Raw genomic sequence first — 21,115 nt, 5'->3', positions numbered from 1 at the left:
ATCGGATCCGGTCTCCCCGGGGCAGCTGGCTGCCTCCAGGCCATCGGATCCGGTTTCCCCGGGGCAGCTGGCTGCCTCCAGGCCATCGGATCCGGTTTCCCCGGGGCAGCTGGCTGCCTCCAGGCCATCGGATCCGGTTTCCCCGGGGCAGCTGGCTGCCTCCGGACCATCGGATCCGGTTTCCCCGGGGCAGCTGGCTGCCTCCAGGCCATCGGATCCGGTTTCCCCGGGGCAGCTGGCTGCCTCCAGGCCATCGGATCCGAGCTCTCCGGGGCAGCTGGCTGCCTCCGGGCCATCGGATCCGAGCTCCCCGGGGCAGCTGGCTGCCTCCAGGCCATCGGATCCGGTCTCCCCGGGGCAGCAGCTGGCGTCATCGTGAACCCTGGCGAGCCGAGCTGCCGCTCCGCGGCACGGGCGCCGATGACAACCGCCGCGCGCTTGCACTACGGTGCCGGCCGTGCCCTGGAGTGACCACATCATCCCAGCGCCGCACGCCGGGACCCGGCCCGTCTTCAAGCGGACGGGAGACGCGGTGGAGGACGTGCTCGCGGCGCTCGCGAAGGTCGACGACGACGTCGGCGATCACGTAAACATCACCCGCGAGGAGATGCGAGCGTGCTTCGAGTACGCGAGCACGCTCGTCGCCGACCGGATGATGCAGCGGGCCGACCCCGGCGGCGCCAAGGCGCACGTCAGCTCCGAGCAGCTCAAGAGAGCATTCCGACGCCACAAGGATGCCGGACTCAACGGCGCCGAGCTGAGCGACTCGTCGCTGCTCCTCGTCATCTATGCGATCGAGTGCGGCCTCAAGCGGGTCCTGCTCGACAGGCGAGGCAAGAAGACCACGCTCAAGCTCGACAAGGACGACCTGACGCACCACCTCGACGAACTGCTCCGACTGGTCGGCCAGACGCCGCGCTTTCACGCGGTCAGGTTGGTGGAGCCCGACGAGGACGTGGGCCCGGACCGGATCCACGAGGCGCTGCGCTACGGGCGGCGACTGTCCGTGGATTCCCGTAGAAAGCTCCTGATCTCGGCAAAAGCGGTGCTGAAGTACCTCGAGGAGAACATCCGATGACCCCGTTGTACACATGGCGAGACGTGGAGCGCGCCCTGCGAGGCGAGGAGGCTCCGCCCTGGCTCGAAGTCTCGGCGGACCTCGAGACGCTCAACGTCACGTGCGCGCCTGGACGCCGCGCGGACGTGGCGAGGCGACTCGCCGATGTGTTCGGACCCAAGATCGCCGTCGATGGCGTGACGCTGGCGCTCGAGTCGACGCTCAACGCACCCCGATCGCTCCGCATCGAGATCCACGAGTCAGGCGAAGACGCGACACCGTCGCCTCACGTGGTCCGCCCCCTCTGGACCGACGCCAAGGAGGTCCCGGGCCAACTCCATCCGCTCCCCGAGGGCTCTCCGAGGCTCGCCGCGTTCTATTCGTACAAGGGCGGCGTCGGCCGTACGACCACGCTTCTGGCCACCCTCGGAGCGCTGGTCGAGCCGCCCCCGCGAGGGGGCCATGTGCTCGTGGTCGACGCGGATCTCGAGGCCCCGGGGCTGACGTTCGAGATCCCCGGCCCCCCCGACCGCTTCTGCCTGCTCGACTTCCTCGCGCTCGTGCACGACGCGGACGACTGGCGCGCCGTGCTCCCGCTCGCCACCGAGCGGCTCCGCCTGAACAGCGAAGGGGTGGAGCTCTCCGGGGGTCGCGCCACCTTCTATTTCCTCCCATCCCACCGCGACAAGGAGCAGCTCTTCGCGCAGCCGGTCACGATCGAGCAGGTCGTGCGAGGACCGGGGCGGGCGCACGTCATCGCGGAGGCGCTCGCGGCGCTGGGTCAGGCGCTCGGCGTCGACGTTGTCCTCCTTGATCTCCGCGCGGGCGTCACCGAGCTCTCCTCCCCTCTTCTGCTGGATCCGCGAGTCCAGACGATCCTGGTGACGTCGTGCAGCGGGCAGTCGATCCGGGGTACCACCTTCGTGCTGGAGCGCATGAGGAGCCGCGTGCGGAAGGAAAGGCGCCCCGAGGTGGTCCTCTCGATGATCCCTCCCTCCTTCACGAGCGAGGCCATCGCGCGCCTCTCCGGTGATTTGCAGGACTCCATTCCCCACGCCGCGGACGACATCGCGGAGGAAGCGGTGCAGGGCAACGTACATGAGGCCCGCTTCGCGGAGGAGCTCATCCGGTTCGATTCCGTCGAGCAGTTGCTGCGTGATCTGCTCCCCGGGACAGACCTGGGGAAGCGAGCAGCACCCCGGCTCGCGGCGCTGCTCGCGCCCCGGGTGACGCCCGCGGCCACGCCCTCACCGGCTCCATCGGCACGCGGCCTGAAAGCGGTCGCAGCGGAAGCCAGGAAGCTCGAGTACGCGGAGGGCAACGCCAAGCTCGGCCTCCTGGTGACCCCGGCCCTCGCGGCGCTGGTCGACCAATTCCCCATGGGCCTCCCCGCCGCCGTGGTGCTGGGCGCTAAGGGGGCCGGGAAGACCTTCGCCTGGGGTCAGATGGTCCTGGCCGGCGACTGGCGGACGTTCTCCACGCTGGTCTCCAGCAGCGCCCCCGCTCTTCCGCTCCCGGGTCAACATCAGGCATTCGTCTTTCCTCTCCTCAGCCCGGTGAACAAACAGCCGGATCTCGCCGCGAAGGTGGCGGACGCCGAGCGTCTCGTCTGGGAAGCCCTCAGCCCGCGCCCTCCGGGCACGGAGGCACCGCTCACCGAGGACGCGATGCGCACCGACCTCGATCGAGCCCCCACGCGGGACACGGACGACACGGAGTTCTGGACCCGGCGCGTCGCCGCGCGCCTCGGTCTTCCAGAGACCGCCGGGGTGAGCGTCGAGGCCGTCGCCACCGCGCTCGCCAAGCGCGGTGTGGCCGTGTGCCTCGCGATCGACGGAATCGAGGACTCGTTCCAGCCCGGCCCCCAATCCCCTCTCAGCGAAGGCCAGCAACGTCTCCTGCGAGATCTGCTCCAGCGCTTCACGCTCCGGGTGCGCGACCTGCGCTCGCCCCACCTCGGCGTCGTCACCTTCGTGCGCCGCGATCTCGCGCAGGCCGCGATCGTGCAGAATTTCGGCCAGTTCGAGGCGCTCCATGGCAAATTTTCCATCGTCTGGACGTCGACGGAGGCGCTGCGGCTCGTCGCCTGGATCCTCGATCGCGCGGGGCTCCACGTCATCGATCCGGAGCGCATCCCGCTCGCGCCCTACGACGAGCTGCGCGAGGGACTCAAGGCCTTCTGGGGCGACCGCCTGGGCTCCGAGAGATCCCGCGAAGCCCACACCGATCGCTGGGTCGTCGCCGCCCTGTCCGACTTCCAGGGCCGCCTGCAGGCCCGCGATCTCGTGCGGCTCGTCCGAGTTGCGGCGGAGAAGGTGCCCGACGAGCCGAAGCTGACGCCGCGCTCGCTCCGCGATGCGCTCGTCGAGTGCTCGGCAGCGAAGATCAAGGAGATCGAGGTCGAGATCCCCGGCCTCTTGCCTCTGTTCGAACGTCTTCGCAAGGCGCCCGAGGAGCGGCGAAAAATCCCTTTTCAGGCGGAGGATTTCGAGCTCGCGCGCGCGGACGTCACCTTTCTCGAGACCCACGGCGTGGTCATCCGTGTCGAGCAGGATGAGCTCTATCTCCCCGAGATCGTGCGGCACGGTCTCGGCTTCCGCATGGACAAGGGTCGCCGCGCCCGCGTCCTCGCCCTCTACCGCGCCGCGCAAGCCCGGCGCCCGTGAACCGGCGCCAGCGGGTCACGCGGCGGGCGGCGGCGGCGGCGGCGGCGGCGGCGAGGGCCGCTCGCCCTGGAGTCGACGGCGCACGTACCCGAGGTGCAGGTAGAGCTGGTAAAGATCCGCCATCGCCCGGAGCGGGACCGACACGGTGGCGAGGTCGTCCTCCAGCCGCCGGAGCGTCGCGGCCATCTCCGCGCGACGCGCTGGATCCACCGGGCGCGAGAGCTCCCGCTGCGCGCGGCGCAAGGTCTCGTAGTGGCGGTAGATCCGCGCGTTGATCCGCCAGTTGTAAAGGGGCTGCGCGATCTTGAAGATGGAGAAGAGCACCGTCGCCAGGGGCAGCAGCATGAGCTTGAGCCGGCTCACCATCGACGCCGGCCAGAAGGGCAAGACGCGCCGCAGGAACGAGGGCCCTTCCTCATGGTAACGCCGCGCCTCGGGGTGGAGCGGCGCCTCCACGAAGCGCGTGGACGGGAACTCGCCGGGCGCGTCGAGGAGGTTGCCCGGCTCGTGCGCGGCGCGCGCCGCCTCGATCAGGAGCGGGATCAACGCGGGGTGGAGCGTCGCGTTGGCGAGCAGCGCGGCGGGCGGGGCGAGCAGGGAGCTCGGCGCGGGCGGGATGTTGCGCTCGAGGTCGAGCAACCCCTCGCTGAGAGGGACGCTGGAAAGATAGGGATACCGGCGCACGAAGCTGTCGTGCCGGCGCAGGCTCATGAGGTGCACGCCCTCGGCGCGGATCAGCTCCTGCACCTGCGCGGAGCCGGGGCCGACGATGAAGAACGCGGCGTCGATGCGGCCAGCCTGCAGCGCCTCGGCGGCCTGCCGATCGGGCAAGCCCTCGAAGGGCGCGCCGGCCGCGGCCTGCGCGCCGGCGGTGATGCCGCTGTCCGCGAGCAGCCGCTGCACGACCGCGCGGGTGCCGCTGCCCTCGGGGCCGATGGAGAGGCGCTTGCCCGCGAGATCGGTGAGGCGATCGTCGGCCCGGTCGCCGCGGTGGAAGATCCAGAGCGGCTCGCGGTAGAGGCTGGCGAGGCTGCTCAGGCGATCGCGGGCCCCGGACGGCATGGCGCCGCCCTGCACGAAGGCGAGCGAGACCCCGCTCGCCGGATCGAGCAAGAGCGCCACGTTCTCGGCCGAGCCCGCCGTCTCGCGGATCTCGAGGGTGATGCCGACCCCGGCCAGGTACGCGCGGTACTGCTCGGCGAAGGCGTTGTAGCGGCCGGTGGGCTGGCCCGTGGCGATGGTCACCACGCGGGGCGGCGGGGGCTCGACGAAGAGCAGATAGGTCACGACGAGGGCGACGACGCCGAGGACCAGGAACGGGGTCCAGACGCGCAGGAGCTCCCTGCGGTACCCCTCGACGACCTCGCGGCGGAAGACGAGCTTGATCATGAGCGGCTCGCCTGGACCTGTCCGCCTCGACGTGGACCCGCGCCCGCCTCGATCGCGCGCGGACCGCCGGCGCGACCGGGGGTGCCAGGGAGCGCATGATGACCCGGCTGGGATCCCCGGGACAATACCGTTGCTCGACGGGTGTCAGGCGCCGGCCGCGCGCGCGTCCGGGGCAGCCGAGGTGGCACGCGTCATGCTGCTGTGCCCGCAGCGTCCGACGTGGGCTGACGACGCGCACGCTCATCGTGCGGGACGCGCATGCTCATCGTGCGATCGAGAGCGGCTGCGGAGCTACGCCTCGCCGCGCGAGGGAGGATCGCCCCGCCATGTAGCAAACTGCCACACGACCCCGCGGTTCACTCAGACCGACAGAGGAGGAGAAGAAGGATGAGCCAGAGTCAGAAGCCATCGCGGCGCGCTGCGTTCGCGAGCCAAGTGGCCCGCCCGGTCAAGCGGGTGAGCGGCCGGACAGCGGCCGCGCGCACGCCGCTCGCGGTGCGCACCACGGGCGTCGAGCTCGGTCCCGACGTGCGCGAGTACGTGCGGGAGCGCCTCGGCCGCAGGCTGGGCAAATTCGCCCCCCACATCGAGCGCATCAGCGTGCGTCTGGAGGACGTGAACGGGCCGCGGGGCGGCGTGGATACGGCGTGTCGCATCAAGGTGGTGCTGAGCGGACTCGAGAGCGTCGTCACCCAGGAAGTCGCGGCGCAGCTCCGCGAGGCGATCGACCGAGCGAGCCACGTCGCCGAGCGCGCCGTCCGCCGCGCCATCGGCCGCTCGCGGCCGGCAGCCCAAGCGCTGCGCGGCGCGGGGCGGAGCGCCTCGCCCCCGGCCGCGCGCAGGGCTCGCGCCGCCGGCGACGGTGCGGCCGGGGGCCGGCGGCCCAAGCGCCGGCCGCTGCCGATGCCCGAGGAGGGCAGCCTGATCGGCCGGCGCGTCGGTCGCCACACGGACAACCTCGCGCGCGCGGCCGAGCGGCCCGACAAGGAGCGGCGCGACGCCACGGTCGACACGGCGCAGCCCGGCTTCAGCGCCACCGACCGGCGCGCGGGCGGCAGCTCGACGGCCGCGCGCAACACGAAGCTGAACACCTCGCGCGCGTCCGCCACCCTCGAGGACTCCGCCCAAAGCCGCCCCTCGCGCAAGTCGACGCGCAAGAGCGAAAACCGGCAGAAGCAGGACAACAACCTGCGACAACGGCAGACGCGCGTGGCGCGCGCTCCGAAGACCCGGGCAGCGAAGGCCCTGGCGGGCGCCTAGCGCCATACCCGACGCGCCGGACGGGGGGCCACGCCCCGCCCGCGCGTCCGCTCAGCCGCCGCGGTCCGCCCTGCGGTCCAGGACCGCCATCAGCGCAAAGGTCCTGCGCAGGCTGGCCCGGTGGCGCAGCGCGCTCGCCAGCGGCGCGCGGCGGCGCACGGCAGCGCGCCCGGCGCCCGCGACGGAGCCGCCCGCCGGCGACGCCTCGGTCTGCCCCGAGAGCAGAGGCCCGACGGACTGCGGCGCGGCGTGCCCGGGCCGGGCGGCCGGCCCCCTGTGGAGCGGCGCGCGCGGGGACGCCTCGCCGTCCTGACGCCGCTCGCCCGGCGACTCGCGCCGTCGACCGAGCGCCGCGCCGAACCATGACACCAGCGCGAAGAGCAGGAACAGCGCGATCAGCAGCAGATCGGCCAGGCTCACGGGTGTCCGCTCCGCTGCTGCAGCGCCTCCGGGGTCCCATCGGCGATGGGCATGTCCGAGGCGATGGCGCCGCGCATGTCGGTGTCCGCCTGGACGTTCTTCATCCGGTAATAATCCATGACACCGAGGTTGCCCCGGCGGAACGCGTCGGCCATGGCGCGCGGCACCTCGGCCTCGGCCTCGACGACCCGCGCCCGCATCTCCTGCTCCAGCGCGACCGCCATCGCGCGCCGCTCCTCCGCCTTGGCCTGGGCGATCTGCTTGTCCGCGTTGGCCTGGTCGATCTGCAGCTTGGCGCCGATGTTGGCGCCGACGTCGACGTCCGCGATGTCGATGGAGAGGATCTCGTAGGCCGTCCCCGCGTCGAGCCCCCGCGCGAGGATGTTCTTCGAGATGTGATCGGGGTTCTCGAGCACCTGCTTGTGGGTGGCCGCCGAGCCGATGGTGCTCACCATCCCCTCCCCGACCCGGGCGATGATGGTCTGCTCCCCGGCCCCGCCCACGAGCCGCTCGATGTTGGTCCGGACCGTCACGCGGGAGATCGCGATGAGCTGGATCCCGTCCTTCGCGACCGCCGCGATGCGGGCGGTCTCGATGACCTTCGGGATCACGGACATCTTCACCGCCTCGAGCACGTCGCGGCCGGCCAGGTCGATGGCCGCCGCGCGCTTGAACGGCATCGGGATGTTCGCCTTGTCCGCCGAGATGAGGGCGTTGACCACGCGCACCACGTCGCCGCCGGCGAGGAAGTGCGCCTCGAGGTCGTTGACGGAGATATCGAGCCCCGCCTTGACCGCGCTGATGCGCGCCGTGACCACCGTGCCCGGCGGGACGCGCCGGAAGCGCATCCCGATGAGCGTGAGCAGCCCGACGTACGCGCCCGAGGCCCAGGCCGCGATCCAGAGCGGTATCGGGATCATGTAGAGCCCGATGAACAGCGCCGCGAACAGCAGCAGGACGAGCCCCAACAGGCCCAGATCGATCCCCATGATCTCGTCACCCCCCTTCCCCTTCCGCCGCGATCCGGCGCACGACGACGCGGTGGCCTTCGACGCGGATCACCTCGATCGCCTCGCCGGCCTCGATGTACTCGGCCTCGGACACCACATCGACCCGCGCCTCGCCGATGTGCGCGATCCCGGCCGGCCGGAGCGGCGAGGCGGCGACGCCGCGCTCGCCCGGGAGCGGCCGGCTCGCCGGGGGCTCCTGGCCGGCGGCGACCTCCGCGCCGAGGCTCGTCTCCAGGACCAGCCGCCGCCCGAACGGGAGCCGCGGCAGGAAGCGCAGCGCGACGAGCGCGCCCGCCAGCGCGAGCACGATGGAGAGCGCGGCCTGGGCGACGGCCTCGAGGGCGCGCTCGAGCGTCACGCCGGCGCCGACCAGGCTCATGCTCAGGCCGGCGAGCAGCGCGATCGCGCCGAGGACGCCGGCGACCCCGAAGCCGGGGATCACGAAGACCTCGAGGCCGATGAGCAGCACGCCGGCCGCGGCGAGCGCGATCTCCTCCCAGCCGACCAGGGCCAGCAGCCACTGCGCCCAGAAGAACAGCACGAGGCAGGCGACGCCGACGAGGCCCGGGACGCCGAACCCCGGCGTGCGCAGCTCGAGGAGCACGCCCATCAGCCCGAGGCTCAGGAGGAGCGAGCTCACGGCGGGCATCGTCAGGAACCGGAGCGCGCGCTCTGCCCAGCTCGGCGACACGGCGTGGATCTCCGCGCCCTCCAGGCCGAGCCGGGCGAGCACGGCGTCGATGTCGCCGGCCTGGGCATCCGCGACGCCGAGCGAGAGCGCCTCGGCGGTGGTGAGCGTGAGCAGCTTCCCCGGCCCCACGACCCCCTCGACGGCGACCTCCTCGTCCACCATCGCCTCGGCGAGCTCCGGGGGTCGCCCGCGGCGCTCGGCGGTCGCGCGGAACTCCTTCCTGACGTACGAGGTCGCCTTCTCCCCGGCGGGCTCCATCCCCCCCGCCCCGGCGCGCACCGGCGCCGCGGCGCCCAGGGTCGCGCCGTCGGCCATGACGATCTCCTCCGCCGCGAGCGCGATGAGCGCGCCCGCCGAGATCGCCCGCGGGTCGACGAAGACGACGGTGCGGAGCGGGGTCGCGAGCAGGGCGTCCCGGATGACGATCGCCGCGTCGACGCGCCCGCCGAGCGTGTTCGTCGGCAGGATCAACGCGCTCGCCCCTGCCGCCTCGGCCCCGGCGATCGCCCGCTTCACGAAGGCCGACACCCCGGCGTCGATCTCGCCCTGGATCGGCGCGACGTGGACAACCGGCGCGGCCGCGGCGCGCGCCGGCGACGCGAGGAGCGCGGCGACGAGCGCGAGCACATGCGGAATCCAGCGCAGAAGCCGCGCGCTCAAGCGCCCTCCGATCAGCGACACGCGTCACCCCCGGCCGGAGACCTAGGGCGGCGATCGCCTCGGCGGAAGCGCGCCGCCGCCCCGCGCTGAGCGGCGGCGCCCACCCGGGGCGCGTCGGCCGCGCGGCTCGGCCTGGAGGGCGGCTTGACAGCGACCGTCGCGGCGGCGTGAATGCGGCGCGTGGATCCATCGCCGAGCCCGTCGTCGCGGCCAGGTGCGCCGCGCGCTGCGCCGTCCGGCGCCCCTGCCCCGTCGCCGCGGACGGTCACCTCGATGCTCGCGCAGCCCGCGCCGGAGGTCGCCGTCTCCGGCGTCCTCGCCGTCACCGTCAGGCTCCGGAGGCGCGCCGCGTGGATGCGGTCGGCCCCCCTGGTCGTCGGCAGCACCGTCCTCCTCGGGCTCGACCTCGCCCTGGCGATCACGCCGCGGGTCTCGACCGCGCTGACCGCGGTGGAGACGCTGCTCGTGCCAGCGTGGCTCGCGGCGGTGGTCGCGCTCGACCGCGCGCGAACGGCGCGCCCCGGCGCCAGGGTCGAGGCCAGGAGGCCCCGGCTCGCCCTGTTCCTGCTCGCGATCATCCTGCTGCTCGCGTGCATCGGCGAGAAGTGGCTCCTCGTGCTCGGACAGCCGGCCGGGGATCCGGGGCAGCGGGGCGTCGTGCTCTACCGCTCGTACACGGTGCTCGCGTTCCTCGTGGCCCTCGTGGGCCTGCTGGGGCGTCGGCCGCTCGAGCGGCTCCTGGCCACGGCCGCGGAGCACCCGGCCCGGCTCATGGCGGTGTCGTTCGGGGTCGCCACGCTGCTCGGCAGCTTCCTGCTCACGTTGCCGCAGTCGCTCCGGAACATCGCGGACGCCTCGTTCATCGACGGCCTGTTCATGTCCGCGAGCGCCGTGTGCGTGACCGGGCTCGCCGTGCACAACATCGCCGAGACGTACACGCCGTTCGGCCAGGCGGTCCTGCTCCTGCTGGTCCAGATCGGCGGGCTCGGGATCATGGTGCTGTCGACGTTCTTCGCCATCGTGGCCGGCAGGCGGCTCAGGCTCCGCGACGCGGCGGTGATGGCCGAGATGATCGACGCCGACTCGTTCGCCCGGCTCCGCCGCAACGTCGCCGCGATCGTCCTGTTCACGCTCGGCATCGAGGTGGTGGGCGCGCTCGCCTTGCTGTTCAGCTTCCTGCCCCACCACCAGATCGCCTCCGGGCCGATCCCCGGCGAGCCCCTCTCGGGCGCCGGCGATCACCTCTGGGCGGCCGTCTTCCACTCGGTCAGCGCGTTCTGCAACGCGGGCTTCTCCCTGTTCGGCGAGGGGCTCGTCCCGCTCGTCGGCTCGCCCGCGGTGTCCGGCGTCGTGGCGGCGCTGGTGATCCTCGGCAGCCTGGGCTTTCCGGTGCACGATGAGCTCCTGACCCGGATCCGGCTGCGGCTGCGCGGCGAGCGGTCGGCGCGGCTGTCGTTGCACAGCCGGGTCGTGCTGATCACGACGGCGGTGCTGCTCGTGGTCGGGGCGGCGGGTTACCTGCTGCTCGAGTGGCGCCGGTCGATGGGCGGGCTGTCGTGGCCCGTGAAGGTGCTGGCGAGCGTCTTCCAGTCCGCGATGACGCGGTCGGCGGGCCTCAACACGGTCGATTTCAGCCTCATGGGCCCGGCGACCTGGATGTTCACCTGCATCCTGATGTTCATCGGCGGGGCGCCGGGCTCGACCGGGGGCGGGATCAAGCTCACGACGTTCGCCGCGCTGCTCGCGGCGCTGCGCGCCGAGCTGCGCGGCGAGGAGGCGCCGCACCTCCTCGGGCGGACCCTGCCGGCGGCCACGGTGCGCCGCGCCCTGGGGGTCGCGTTCCTCAGCGTGATGCTCGTGTCGGGGTTCCTGCTGGTCCTGCTCGCCCTGGAGCCGCACAACCCGATGGGCCTCGCGCTGGAGGCGGTCAGCGCGTTCGCCACGGCCGGGCTGTCGGCCAACATCACGGCGTCGCTGAGCGCGCCGGGGAAGCTGGTCATCACGCTGGCGATGTTCATCGGCCGCATCGGGCCGCTGACCCTGGCGCTGGCGCTGGCGAACCAGGGGAAAACGCGGAGCTATCGGCTGCCGGAGGAGCGCGTGGGGATCGGGTGAGCGGGGGGAGCTGGGTGGGCGGGAGCAGGGGGCGAGCGCTCAGGAGCCGGGCGTGGCAAGGAGACCCCTGGCGTCGCTGACGACCGCGGCGCGGCGGATCCAGCGGTCCAGCTCGGCGATGTCGGTGCTCGCGAGGACGCGCTCCCGGACGTCGGCGGGGACCTCCAGGCCGCGGGCCTCGAGGAAGGTGAGCACGTCGTGCGCCTTGGCTTCGAGGATCCCCTGCTGCCGCCCCTTCTCCACGCCCTTCGCTACATAGCTGCGCGCGAATTCACTCTGAAACTCGTATCCGCTTTTCATCATCGCCTCCAGTATCCGCCTCGCCGCTGCGTTCAGCGAGGATAGCACCAGGTCTCCGTACAGGGCGCGGCGCTCCTCATCGAGCCCGGCTGCCGCCGCCAGGAAGGCCACGCCGATCGCCTCCGCCGCCGCGCTCTGCCCGTGCGCCATCGCCGAGAGCACGGCCACCTCGGGCGCCGCCAGGATGCGCTCCCGGACCTCCGGGAGACCTCCAGCCGCGTCCCGGTCAGGCAGCTCCGGCCGGGCCCGCTGTACCGCTATCCCTCACAGCCGAGCGAGCCCGCCATCCTCGAGCAGCACCCAGGGGGCTGAAGGCGAGTACGCCTCGGTCCCGGCGATGGGCAGGCTTGGTGCGTCCGCGAGCTGACCGAGCCCCCTGTCTCGGAGCTGCATCCCACGTTCGGTGAGGCGGTACACCTTCGAGAGCAGCGGGTAGTCAGGCGGCTTCGGTCCAGGAGCGCGCTCCACAGCGGCGCTCAAGTCGTGCTTTGCCCATTGGGCGAGGCGGTCTCCCAGGAATAGGTCCCCTGTGCAGGAGACGAGATCCAGCAAGTCCAACCCAAGCTGCGACTCGTGGCAGTTGACTCTCACTGGAGTCTGCCACTCCTCTAACGATAGGATAGTCAAGATGAGATCGTCATATCGACTGAGACGCAAGGTACCATCGGCGGTCCTTCGCGGAAAGAAGCAAGAGAGAAGCCCCCACAAGGGAGCAAGCTCTCGGAATCCTTCGACACCACGCGCGCAGCTCTCCACGAACGGTAAGGGGTTCTCATCGACGTAGCTCTCCCAAAGGCGAACGGCACGATCGTGGCGTCCTGACGGCCAGGGGCTCGCCTTGTCGAGGCGGTCCAGAAGCACCGGGTCGGGGTGGTGGGCGACCGATCCGCAGCAGTCGAACGGCGGTATCCTCGGTGGCTCGGCCAATCTTTTCGCTGTACCGTAGACAGGTTCGAACTCGACAATAAAGACGTCGCTGCACGGGATCTTCAGGCCTCGCAACCAGCTACAGGTCCTCCAGAGGTTCACCCGATCGTCAAGACTATCTGTCACCCACAAGACAATGGGCGGCTCCCAGCGGACATCAGATGAGTAGAGCCGATCGAAGTTTTCGCCTGACTCATCTCTATCTGAACACTCTTCACACGAAGAAAACCACATCTCACGCGTCCGGACATGCTCCAGCGGGCTCCGGCGGCTCGGTCCGATGAGAAGGCTCTCAAAAGCACTGACGATGCTCGTGGCGCCGAGCTTCACCAGACGCTCTGCTGTTGGCGGATCGAAGGCCACATGTGTTCCACTCAGAAGACTCGGGGTGCTCACCATGTTCTCTAGAATCCGCACTTAAAACATCTCCGTCGGGTATCCAGCACCCGCGCTTCCCGGCTCCACTGTTTCGCAGGTGTACGACAAGTCGCATGCCGACGCGAGCATCATCACGAGCCCGCCGCACAGCACGAGCGCGCTCGCCTTCTTCAATCCGTCTCCCATTGCTCTCCTCCCCATTCCGGATGCGCGCACCGTCTGCGCGCACAACGTGACCCTCCCCTCCCCCCGGGCGCTCACTCCTTCGACAGATACGCGACCATGAAGCACATCTCCTGATTCGTCCCCTCCCCCCAGGGCACGTCCTGCGGCGGGAGCTGGAACTGCCCCTCGCTCTCCGCCGTGTTGTCCCAGGTGCACTCGGCGACGAAGCGATCTCCCGTCCCCCAGCGGAGCGGCTCGTCGAACATGTAGAGCGCCTGGTGGTGGAACTCGAACTCGCCGCGCGCCGCGCAGTCGTCCGCGCCACCGTCGCGCTCGACCCAGGCCCGGTAAGAGCGGCCGAGCAGGTGCATGTGCGGCAAGAGGCCGTACACGAGCTGCGGCGGGCCCTCGTTCGGCGTGCTGCTCCGCTCGGTGTGCGCCCCGGCGCCGGCGGGGATCGTGAAAGGCACCGGGCCGAACACATCCATGTAGACCTCGGCGCGGGGCGGCTCGCTCGAGAGCTGCAAGCGATATCCCGACTTGTCGAGGCTGCTCGTGCCCCTGTGACCGAAATAATGCATCTGCAGGACGAGCTGCTCGCCGGGCTCGACGCGGACGCCGGCGCCCTCCGGCAGCCGCGTCACCCCGACGCCGGGCGCCCAGCTGTGGAGAAGCTGCCAGTCGAGCTCGATCACCGGATCGCGACACGGAAACGCACGCGTCCCCGGCGCAACACCGTATCCGATGCCCGCGTCGCCCCCGAGATCCCGGTACACCGCCATGTGGTGCACCACCGCGGGATCGCCGACCGCCGCCTCGAACGCCGTGATCCAGGCCGGCGCCGTGAAAGGGTTGTCGAGGACCACGCAGAAATACTCGTTGCCGTCGTCGTCGAGCGTCACCTCGTGCGCCTCGGGCATCTCGAGCGTGGCGTCGGGAGACGCGATGGCGTCCGTCGCGCGCTGCGGCGGCGGCGCATCGGAAGGATCGCCGAGCGGAGCGCCGTCGCGCGCCCAGGCGTCGAAACGAAGGCGCTCCTCGGCGGTGAGGCTCATCCGCTCCGCGCCTTCATAGCTGCGGCAGCTCGGGTCCAGCACCGGCGGCGGCATGTCCCCGGCGCCCACACGAAGGGCCATGAGCGCGGCCAGCCGCTGCGCCGTCTCCACGTCCGTCAGCGCCACCCCGCCGACGCCCGCGCCATCGTGGCAGGAAGCACACGAGCGCTCCACGAGGGGCTGAATGTCCCGATACCACGTCACCTCCGGAGCCGGCGGCGAGAGAGCCTCCCCGTCATCGCCACACCCGGCCGCCCCCACCACCCCAAAGACGAACACCGCCGCGCTCCGTGCTCTACGCACGGCTCTGCACCACGTCATCGCACACCTCCTGGCCTCTCGGCTGGTTCAGGGGCCGCATCTCTCCGGCAGACCCCTGTCAATCAACCGTTTCAAACAAACGTTTAACAGGCGAGCGACGGCGCGTCAAGGGCAGGGCCGCCATCCTTCGCCCCGGTCACCGGCGGTCTCGGCCTCGGCCGTCCCGTGCCGCCGCAACAGCCCCCGGGGAGCCGCGCCCCGCAGCGGCTACCCACACGCCGCCACGCGCGATCGCGTAAGATGCTGTCATGCGAAATTTTCACCAGCTTTTGCCGCTGACGGCGGCCCTGATCCTCGGATCGCTGCACGCATCCGGCTGCTCCGGCGAGTCGTCCGCTCCGGCGGGCGCCACGACGGGTGGGGCGGCGTCCAGCACCGGGGATCGGCGCTGCGAGCCGTCGGGCGGCGGGCCGCACTGGCTCGTCGAGGGGGAGACCGTGACGTTTCCCGTGGCGTGCGCGAGCGGCCTTACCCTCCCCGGCGAGGCGTTCGAGCTCGACCCGCTCCCCGAGGGCGCCGCCTACGACCCTGTCGCGCGCGAGGTGACGTTCTCGCCCGGGCTCGATCAGGCCGCGGTCCACGACATCGAGATCCGCGTCGCGCAGACGTCCGAGGTCGGGCGCGTCAAGATCGGCGTCGCCGACAACTGGGCCGATCCATCGAACGTGCCCGTCGTCGATCCGGCCCGTTACCCCGAGGAGCACGGCCTGCCGGTGCTCTTCCTCTCGCCGGTCCCCGAGGCGAAGGAGTACGCCCCGGCCACGGTGATCTACCGCGGCCGTACGTACGCCGCCGAGGCGGAGCTCCGCGGCGAGAGCTCGCTCTCGTACCCGAAGCGGAGCTACACCCTCAAATTCCCCAAGAACGACAAGTTCAGCGAGCCGGGCGAGGCGGGCGGCTTCACCGATCGTCGCAAGGTCGTGCTCATCAGCACGTTCGACGACAACTCCTATGTCCGGCAGCGCCTCGCCTATGACCTCTGGAACCGGCTCGATCCGGAGCACATCCAGGTCAAGACCTACAGCGCGGTCCTCTACCTCGACGGGGAGTACGCGGGGCTCTACACCGTCGCGGATCACGTCGACGGCTATCTGATGGAGGATCACGGATACTCGCAGGACGGCAATCTCTACAAAGCGGTCAACCACGCCGCGAACTTCGCGCTGGAGAACGCGCAAGGCGAGCCGAAGGAGACGCTGCACGACGGCTACGAGAAGAAAGAAGGGGCGCCGCCCGAGGGCGAGCCGGAGGCGTTCGCCGACCTGGAAGATCTCGTGCGCTTCGTGGCCGAGTCCGACGAGGCCACGTTCGCCTCCGAGATCGGGTCGCTGATCGATCTGCGCGACTACGAAGATTGGTGGATCTTCGCCACGTTCATCGTGGCCAACGACTCGGCCGGAAAGAACAGCTACCACTACCGCGATCCGGTCGCAGGCGGCGTCTTCCGCTACGCGCCGTGGGACTTCAACGCGAGCTTCGGCCAGTCGTGGGAGACCGAGCGCGAGTCGGCCTCCGAGCGCGTCGAGTACACGAGCGTGAACCTCCTCTTCCAGCGCCTCCTGGAGGAGCCCTCGATCGGCGACCCGCTGCGCGCCCGCTACGGGCAGGTCCTGCGCGGCGCGCTCGACGACCGCGCGATCCAGGCGATCGTGGACGGCTACGTGGAGCGCATCGACGCGAGCGCGCGCCGGGACGAGGCGCGGTGGGGCGAGGCGTACCGCAGCTACGAGGGCTGGAGCGGGCGCAGCGACTTCACGACGTACGAGGAGGAGATCGCGTACCTGAAGGCGTGGATCTCGGAGCGGTGGAAGCACCAGGACGGGCTCTACTGAGCGCCGGCCCCCCGCGCGGCGCGGCCCGCGGCGCCCGCGCCGCAGCGCCGACCCGTGGCGCTGGACGCGCATCCGTGCGACCTTCGCGGCGCCGCCGCGAGGGAGCGGCGCGCGACCGGAGACCATGAAATCGAAGAGCGTCCTTGTCATCGGGCTCGGCCGGTTCGGCACGTCGGTCGTCGAGACCCTGTGGAAGAACCGGGCCGAGGTCATCGCGGTCGACAACAACCCCGAGGCCGTCGACGCCGTGAAGGACAAGACCTCGGCCGCGTTCGTCGGCGACGCCACGGTCCACAAGGTGCTCGAGGGGATCGGCGCGCAGTACGCGGAGACCGCGATCGTGACGTTCGGCGAGCACTTCGAGCCGTCCGTGCTCTGCGTGGCCTCGCTCGTCCGGATGGGCGTGCGCGAGATCATCGCGCGCGCCGCGACCGATCGCCAGGCCGACATCCTGCGCGCCGTCGGCGCGACCCGCGTCATCCAGATCGAGACCGAGATGGGTCGCCGCGTCGGCGCCGACATCACCATGCCGCTCGCGCAGGACCTCCTCGACCTCGCGAGCCACTACCGCGTCGTCCCCTGGAACGCCCACGGGCCGCTCGTCGGACAGACGCTCGCCGGCTCGAAGATCCGCCAGCGGTACCGGATCAACGTGCTCGGCGTGCGGCCGCACACGACAAAGCGGCCCGGCGACAAGCTGCGGCTCGAGGCACCCACACCGGACTACGTGATCCGGGACGGCGACACGCTGCTGCTCGTGGGCGACAGCGACGACGTGAGCCGGTTCGTGGCCGAGCTGGGCGGCTGAGCGGGCCGCGCGCAGCCGGAGAGCGCGCCATCCGCGGACGCGCGCGGCGCCCGATCCCGGGAGCACGGTCCCGGCTGCCGTATGCGTCTTCTCGCCTCGGCGTCGCCATGCGAAAGGGCGATCCGCATGGCTTCCACAGCGTCCCCTGCGATGCACCTCCTCGTCCCCGGAACGCTGCTGCTCTCGGTCGCGATGACCGGCAGCACAGCGCTCGCGCAGCCCGCCGGCGCGCCTCCGCCCGCGCCTCCTCCCGCCGCCGAGGGCGACCCGGGCGGCGCCTCCGTTCCGCGCGGCGGCGCCGGCGCGGTCATCGTCCCCGAGCCGGGCACGGCCCCGCCGGCGCCCGTCGCCATCAGCGCGCCCACGCTGATCACGTACTCCCCGCCCGCGTATCCGCACGAGGCCCAGCGCGCCGGCGTCGAGGGGAGCGTCATCCTCAAGCTCGACATCGACCGGACCGGGCGCGTGACAAAGGCCGAGGTCGCGACGCCGGGCGGGCACGGCTTCGACGAGGCCGCGCTCGCGGCCGCGCCCGGCCTCCAGTTCGAGCCGGCGCGGCGCCCGGACGGCACGCCGGCCGCGTCGCGCATCCTCTACCGCTACGCGTTCACGCTCACGCCGAAGCCCGCCGACGCGGCCGCGCCGGCGCCGCCGGCCGACGTCGAGACGGTGCTCGGGACCGTCATGGCGGCGGACACCGGCGAGCCGCTGCCGGACATCGCGATCAGCCTCCATCGCCCCGACGGCGGCCGTGAGGACGCGAAGACAGACCAGAGCGGCAAGTTCCGCTTCAAGAACCTCCCTCCCGGCAAGTACCGCGTCGAGGTCACCGCCCCCGGCTTCGAGCCGTTCGCGGCCGACGAGGAGATCGCGCCGGACGAGGCGATCGAGGTGCGCTACCGCATCGGGCTCGCGAAGCCCAGGGGCGGCGCGCCGGCGGGCATCGAGGTGACCGTGCAGGGGGAACGGCCGCCGCGCGAGGTGACCCGGAGGACGATCGAGCGCCGCGAGGTCGACCGCATCCCCGGGACCGGCGGCGACGCGCTGCGCTCGCTGCAGAGCCTGCCGGGCGTCGCGCGCAGCGGCTTCGGGCTGCTCATCGTGCGCGGGTCCGCGCCGCAGGACACGCTCACGTTCATCGACCGCACGCCCGTGCCGCTCATCTACCACTTCGGCGGCCTCTCCTCGGTCGTGCCGACCGAGATGCTCGAGAAGATCGACTTCTATCCGGGCAACTTCAGCGCCGTGTACGGCCGCGCCATGGGCGGCATCGTCGACGTCGGGCTCCGTTCGCCGAAGCAGGACGGCAAGTATCACGGCGTCGTCCAGCTCGACCTCATCGACGGGCGCGTGCTCCTCGAGGGGCCGGTCCCGTACCTCAAGGACTGGACGTTCATCGCGGCGGGCCGCCGCAGCTGGGTCGACGCGTGGCTCGGGCCCGTGCTCAGGGAGGCGGGCACCACGGTGACGCAGGCGCCGGTCTATTACGATTACCAGTTCGTGCTCGAGGGCCGTCCCTCCCCGAACGAGCGCGTGCGCGCGAGCTTCTACGGCTCGGACGACGCCTTCGAGATCCTCCTCGACGAGCCGCCGGAGGACGAGCCGGCGCTCACGGGCGATTTCGGGCTGCACACCGCCTTTCAGCGCCTCCAGTTCAGCTACGAGAACCGCCTGGGGAGCCGGGACCGGCTCCTGTGGACCCTGGCCCTCGGCCGGGAGATCGGCGAGATCGTCGTCTCTCCCCTCACCTTCAGCGTCGAGTCGAGGTCGCTCGACCTCCGGCTGGAGCTCTCGCACCGGTTCGCGAAGTACCTCACGATGAACGTCGGGACCGACCTCTCGGGCGGCTTCGTGACGGTCAATATCCATGCGCCGGCGCGGCAGCCCGCCGGCCATCCGTCGAACCAGCCATTCTCGACGTACCCGTCCGAGGATCAATCGCTCGAAGGCGTGTACTCCCGGCCGGCCGCCTACGCCGAGCTCGAGATCGTCCCCACGCCGCGCGCGCGGCTCGTCCCCGGGGTGCGGGTCGACTATGCGCTCGACACGCGGTCGCTCGATGTGAGCCCGAGGATCAACGGGCGCTACGACATCCAGAGCGACTTTCCGCGGACGACGGCCAAGGGGGGCGTGGGGATTTATTACCAGGCGCCTCAGTTCCGCGAGAGCCTCGAGCCGTTTGGCACCGAGGGGCTCAAGTCGAACCGCGCCGTCCACTACGGCCTCGGCGTGGAGCAGGAGATCACGCGCCAGCTCGACGTGACGGTGGACGGGTTCTACAAGCAGCTCGATCGACTGGTGGTCTTCTCGCCGGAGGCGGACGGCTTCGCCAACATCGGCACCGGGTACGCCGTGGGCGGGGAGGTGCTCCTGAAGTACAAGCCCGATGAGCGCTTCTTCGGCTGGGCGGCCTACACGCTCTCGCGCTCCGTGCGCACGGACGGGCCCGGCGAGGAGCAGCACCTCATGCAGTACGATCAGACGCATGTGCTGACCATGCTTGGCAGCCTGCGGCTCGGCCGGGGCTGGGAGCTCGGCGCGCGCTTCCGCCTCGTGTCGGGCAACCTGCAGACGCCCTATGTCTGCGATCCGGAGAAGAAGGGGTGCAATCCGAACCGGGTGAACGCGATCTACCACGCGTCATCGGCCAGGTACTCGCCCATGCCGCTCGGGGGTGACTACAGCGAGCGGATGCCGCTGTTCCACCAGCTCGACCTCCGCGCCGACAAGACGTGGAAGTTCAAGACGTGGCAGCTCGGCCTCTACCTCGACATCCAGAACGTCTACAACTACATGGCCGCGGAGGGCATCAGCTACAACTTCAACTACACGAAGCGGGAGTACGTGACGGGGCTCCCCTTCCTGCCCACGCTCGGGCTGCGAGGAGATTTCTGATGAAACGGACCGCACCGCCCGCGCGTCGCGCGCTGCTCGCCGCGCTCGCGACCCTGGGCCTGGGCATCCCCTGCTGCGCGGGGGGCAACTTCGCACCGTCGTCCGAGGTGGAGGGGCTCCGCGTCCTCGCGGTGACGGCGGACGCCCCGTACGTGGCGGCGCCGCTCGGCGACGGCGTGACGTTCGAGATGACCTACGCCGACGCGCCCGGCGCCGGCGCCGGCCCGCGCCCGGTCGAGATCATGTGGCTGGGCGGCTGTGTGAACCCGCCTGTCGGGATCGACGAGCACATCGGGTGTCTGCCGCAGCTCCTCGGCGCGGCGCGGGAGTTCGCCCCCGGGGGCGCGGCGGAGAACGGCGAGAACGAGGAGACGGAGGGCGCGCCGAGGCTCTTCGATCGGGACGACCTGACCGCGGAGCAGAGCGGCGAGCCTGGCAAGGCCAGGTTCAAGATGGTCCTGCCCGACGACATCCTCGAGGGCGCACAGCCGACCGAGACCGGGAGCGTGTACTCGACGGCCTATGTGTTCTTCACCGTGTGCGCCGGCCGGACCCGCGTGGCGACGGCGCCGGCGGAGGCCGGGTTTCCGCTCGAGTGCGTCGGGGAGGACGGGTCGGTGCTCGGCCCGGACAGCTTCGTCGTGGGCTACACGCAGGTATACGTCTTCAGGGACAAGCGAACCAACACGAACCCGCCGATCGACGGGTTCACGCTGAAGCTCGAGGACAGTGAGGTCACGCCGGGCGAGGGCGGTTTGCCCGTCGTGAAGCGGTGTGTTCGACCGGAAGCGCAGGTCCAGGGCTGCGGCCCGACGGAGCCGGCAGCCGACGAGTGCACGACGTACGAGATCGAGGCGCTCGTGCCGCCCGGCGCCGCCGAGGAGGACGTGGAGGCCGCCGGGCTCGGCGGGCCGCCGGTGCGCGAGGCGATCTGGGTCGACTATTACACGGACGGGGGCGGGTTCGACGGGGCGCGTCGCCTGGTGAGCGATACGGTGACGGGCGCCCGCGGCGGCAACGGGACCACGTGGACGCCGCCCTCGGAGCCGGGGCGCGTGTCGCTGTGGGCGGTGGTTCACGACACGCGGGGCGGCGCGAGCGTGATACGGCGGGAAGTGCAGGTGGAGTAGCGCTCGGATCGAGCTTGTGCCGGGGTGCGCGCTCCC

14 protein-coding genes and 1 pseudogene are annotated in these 21,115 nt (G+C 71.3%); 8 read left to right on the top strand and 7 right to left on the bottom strand.

Annotated features, from left to right (window positions below; all coding sequences use genetic code 11):
* Nucleotides 1-457 precede the first annotated feature (457 nt).
* Nucleotides 458-1,078, top strand: a complete 621-nt coding sequence (locus WMF28_RS16190) for a hypothetical protein (protein ID WP_437603136.1) — start codon at nucleotides 458-460, stop codon at nucleotides 1,076-1,078.
* A complete protein-coding gene (locus tag WMF28_RS16185) occupies nucleotides 1,075-3,723 on the top strand; it encodes a KGGVGR-motif variant AAA ATPase (RefSeq protein ID WP_437603135.1) in 2,649 nt (882 codons plus the stop codon). The genes WMF28_RS16190 and WMF28_RS16185 overlap by 4 nt, the downstream gene beginning before the upstream one ends.
* Before the next feature lie 15 nt (nucleotides 3,724-3,738).
* Here WMF28_RS16185 and WMF28_RS16180 read toward each other — a convergent pair whose 3' ends face one another.
* On the bottom strand, nucleotides 3,739-5,112 hold the full coding sequence (locus WMF28_RS16180; RefSeq protein WP_437603134.1) for a TAXI family TRAP transporter solute-binding subunit: 1,374 nt from the start codon (nucleotides 5,110-5,112) through the stop codon (nucleotides 3,739-3,741).
* A gap of 387 nt (nucleotides 5,113-5,499) precedes the next feature.
* On the opposite strand from WMF28_RS16180, the gene WMF28_RS16175 reads away from it, so the two are divergent.
* Nucleotides 5,500-6,372 (top strand): HPF/RaiA family ribosome-associated protein, encoded by an 873-nt coding sequence (locus WMF28_RS16175; protein WP_437603133.1) that lies wholly within the window; start codon nucleotides 5,500-5,502, stop codon nucleotides 6,370-6,372.
* Between the two features lie 51 nt (nucleotides 6,373-6,423).
* On the opposite strand, the gene WMF28_RS16170 is transcribed toward WMF28_RS16175, so the two are convergent.
* From WMF28_RS16170 to WMF28_RS16160, 3 genes are read right to left on the bottom strand one after another with little or no spacing between them, the layout of a single operon-like run.
* Nucleotides 6,424-6,792, bottom strand: coding sequence for a hypothetical protein (locus WMF28_RS16170; protein ID WP_437603132.1), 369 nt, complete (start codon nucleotides 6,790-6,792; stop codon nucleotides 6,424-6,426).
* Entirely contained in the window at nucleotides 6,789-7,781 is a 993-nt protein-coding gene (gene floA, locus WMF28_RS16165; RefSeq protein WP_437603131.1) for a flotillin-like protein FloA, read from the bottom strand. Before floA ends, WMF28_RS16170 begins: the two co-directional genes overlap by 4 nt.
* Before the next feature lie 7 nt (nucleotides 7,782-7,788).
* The gene (locus tag WMF28_RS16160) at nucleotides 7,789-9,153 is read right to left on the bottom strand and encodes an NfeD family protein (protein ID WP_437603130.1); all 1,365 of its coding nucleotides are present in this window, start codon (nucleotides 9,151-9,153) and stop codon (nucleotides 7,789-7,791) included.
* A 273-nt stretch (nucleotides 9,154-9,426) separates the two neighbouring features.
* On the opposite strand from WMF28_RS16160, the gene WMF28_RS16155 reads away from it, so the two are divergent.
* A complete protein-coding gene (locus WMF28_RS16155) occupies nucleotides 9,427-11,268 on the top strand; it encodes a TrkH family potassium uptake protein (protein WP_437603129.1) in 1,842 nt (613 codons plus the stop codon).
* A 39-nt stretch (nucleotides 11,269-11,307) separates the two neighbouring features.
* On the opposite strand, the pseudogene WMF28_RS16150 reads toward WMF28_RS16155, so the two are convergent.
* The 3 genes and pseudogenes from WMF28_RS16150 to WMF28_RS16140 form a co-directional block, all read right to left on the bottom strand.
* Nucleotides 11,308-11,754 (bottom strand): annotated as a pseudogene (locus WMF28_RS16150) (hypothetical protein); the annotation flags it as partial.
* Between the two features lie 78 nt (nucleotides 11,755-11,832).
* The gene (locus tag WMF28_RS16145) at nucleotides 11,833-12,858 is read right to left on the bottom strand and encodes a hypothetical protein (protein WP_437603128.1); all 1,026 of its coding nucleotides are present in this window, start codon (nucleotides 12,856-12,858) and stop codon (nucleotides 11,833-11,835) included.
* Nucleotides 12,859-13,130: 272 nt separating this feature from the next.
* Nucleotides 13,131-14,396 (bottom strand): hypothetical protein, encoded by a 1,266-nt coding sequence (locus WMF28_RS16140; protein ID WP_437603127.1) that lies wholly within the window; start codon nucleotides 14,394-14,396, stop codon nucleotides 13,131-13,133.
* Nucleotides 14,397-14,662: 266 nt separating this feature from the next.
* Between WMF28_RS16140 and WMF28_RS16135 the strand changes: the two genes are divergently transcribed.
* The 4 genes from WMF28_RS16135 to WMF28_RS16120 all read left to right on the top strand — a co-directional run bounded on the left by WMF28_RS16135 (nucleotide 14,663) and on the right by WMF28_RS16120 (nucleotide 21,079).
* Nucleotides 14,663-16,246, top strand: a complete 1,584-nt coding sequence (locus tag WMF28_RS16135; protein WP_437603126.1) for a CotH kinase family protein — start codon at nucleotides 14,663-14,665, stop codon at nucleotides 16,244-16,246.
* 124 nt (nucleotides 16,247-16,370) lie between these two features.
* The gene (locus tag WMF28_RS16130; RefSeq protein WP_437603125.1) at nucleotides 16,371-17,054 is read left to right on the top strand and encodes a potassium channel family protein; all 684 of its coding nucleotides are present in this window, start codon (nucleotides 16,371-16,373) and stop codon (nucleotides 17,052-17,054) included.
* Nucleotides 17,055-17,180: 126 nt separating this feature from the next.
* Nucleotides 17,181-19,949: a TonB-dependent receptor domain-containing protein gene (locus WMF28_RS16125; RefSeq protein WP_437603124.1), complete on the top strand. Its 2,769-nt coding sequence runs from the start codon at nucleotides 17,181-17,183 to the stop codon at nucleotides 19,947-19,949.
* Nucleotides 19,949-21,079 carry a hypothetical protein gene (locus WMF28_RS16120; RefSeq protein ID WP_437603123.1) on the top strand — a complete coding sequence of 377 codons (1,131 nt, stop codon included), beginning with the start codon at nucleotides 19,949-19,951 and terminating at the stop codon, nucleotides 21,077-21,079. Before WMF28_RS16125 ends, WMF28_RS16120 begins: the two co-directional genes overlap by 1 nt.
* Nucleotides 21,080-21,115 lie beyond the last annotated feature (36 nt).

Origin of the sequence: Sorangium sp. So ce590, assembly GCF_051521365.1 — a bacterium.
Classification (GTDB): Bacteria; Myxococcota_A; Polyangia; order Polyangiales; family Polyangiaceae; genus Sorangium.
The sequence above is the reverse complement of the archived record's forward strand: the minus strand, read 5'-3'. Positions and strand labels throughout refer to the sequence as shown.

Bases quoted from the DNA above. Each gene is read 5' to 3' on its own strand.
- WMF28_RS16120 (WP_437603123.1), top strand. From the start codon at position 19,949: ATGAAACGGACCGCACCGCCCGCGCGTCGCGCGCTGCTCGCCGCGCTC.
- WMF28_RS16185 (WP_437603135.1), top strand. From the start codon at position 1,075: ATGACCCCGTTGTACACATGGCGAGACGTGGAGCGCGCCCTGCGAGGC.
- WMF28_RS16180 (WP_437603134.1), bottom strand. From the start codon at position 5,112: ATGATCAAGCTCGTCTTCCGCCGCGAGGTCGTCGAGGGGTACCGCAGG.
- WMF28_RS16125 (WP_437603124.1), top strand. From the start codon at position 17,181: ATGGCTTCCACAGCGTCCCCTGCGATGCACCTCCTCGTCCCCGGAACG.
- WMF28_RS16135 (WP_437603126.1), top strand. From the start codon at position 14,663: ATGCGAAATTTTCACCAGCTTTTGCCGCTGACGGCGGCCCTGATCCTC.
- WMF28_RS16175 (WP_437603133.1), top strand. From the start codon at position 5,500: ATGAGCCAGAGTCAGAAGCCATCGCGGCGCGCTGCGTTCGCGAGCCAA.
- WMF28_RS16130 (WP_437603125.1), top strand. From the start codon at position 16,371: ATGAAATCGAAGAGCGTCCTTGTCATCGGGCTCGGCCGGTTCGGCACG.
- floA (WP_437603131.1), bottom strand. From the start codon at position 7,781: ATGGGGATCGATCTGGGCCTGTTGGGGCTCGTCCTGCTGCTGTTCGCG.
- WMF28_RS16155 (WP_437603129.1), top strand. From the start codon at position 9,427: ATGCTCGCGCAGCCCGCGCCGGAGGTCGCCGTCTCCGGCGTCCTCGCC.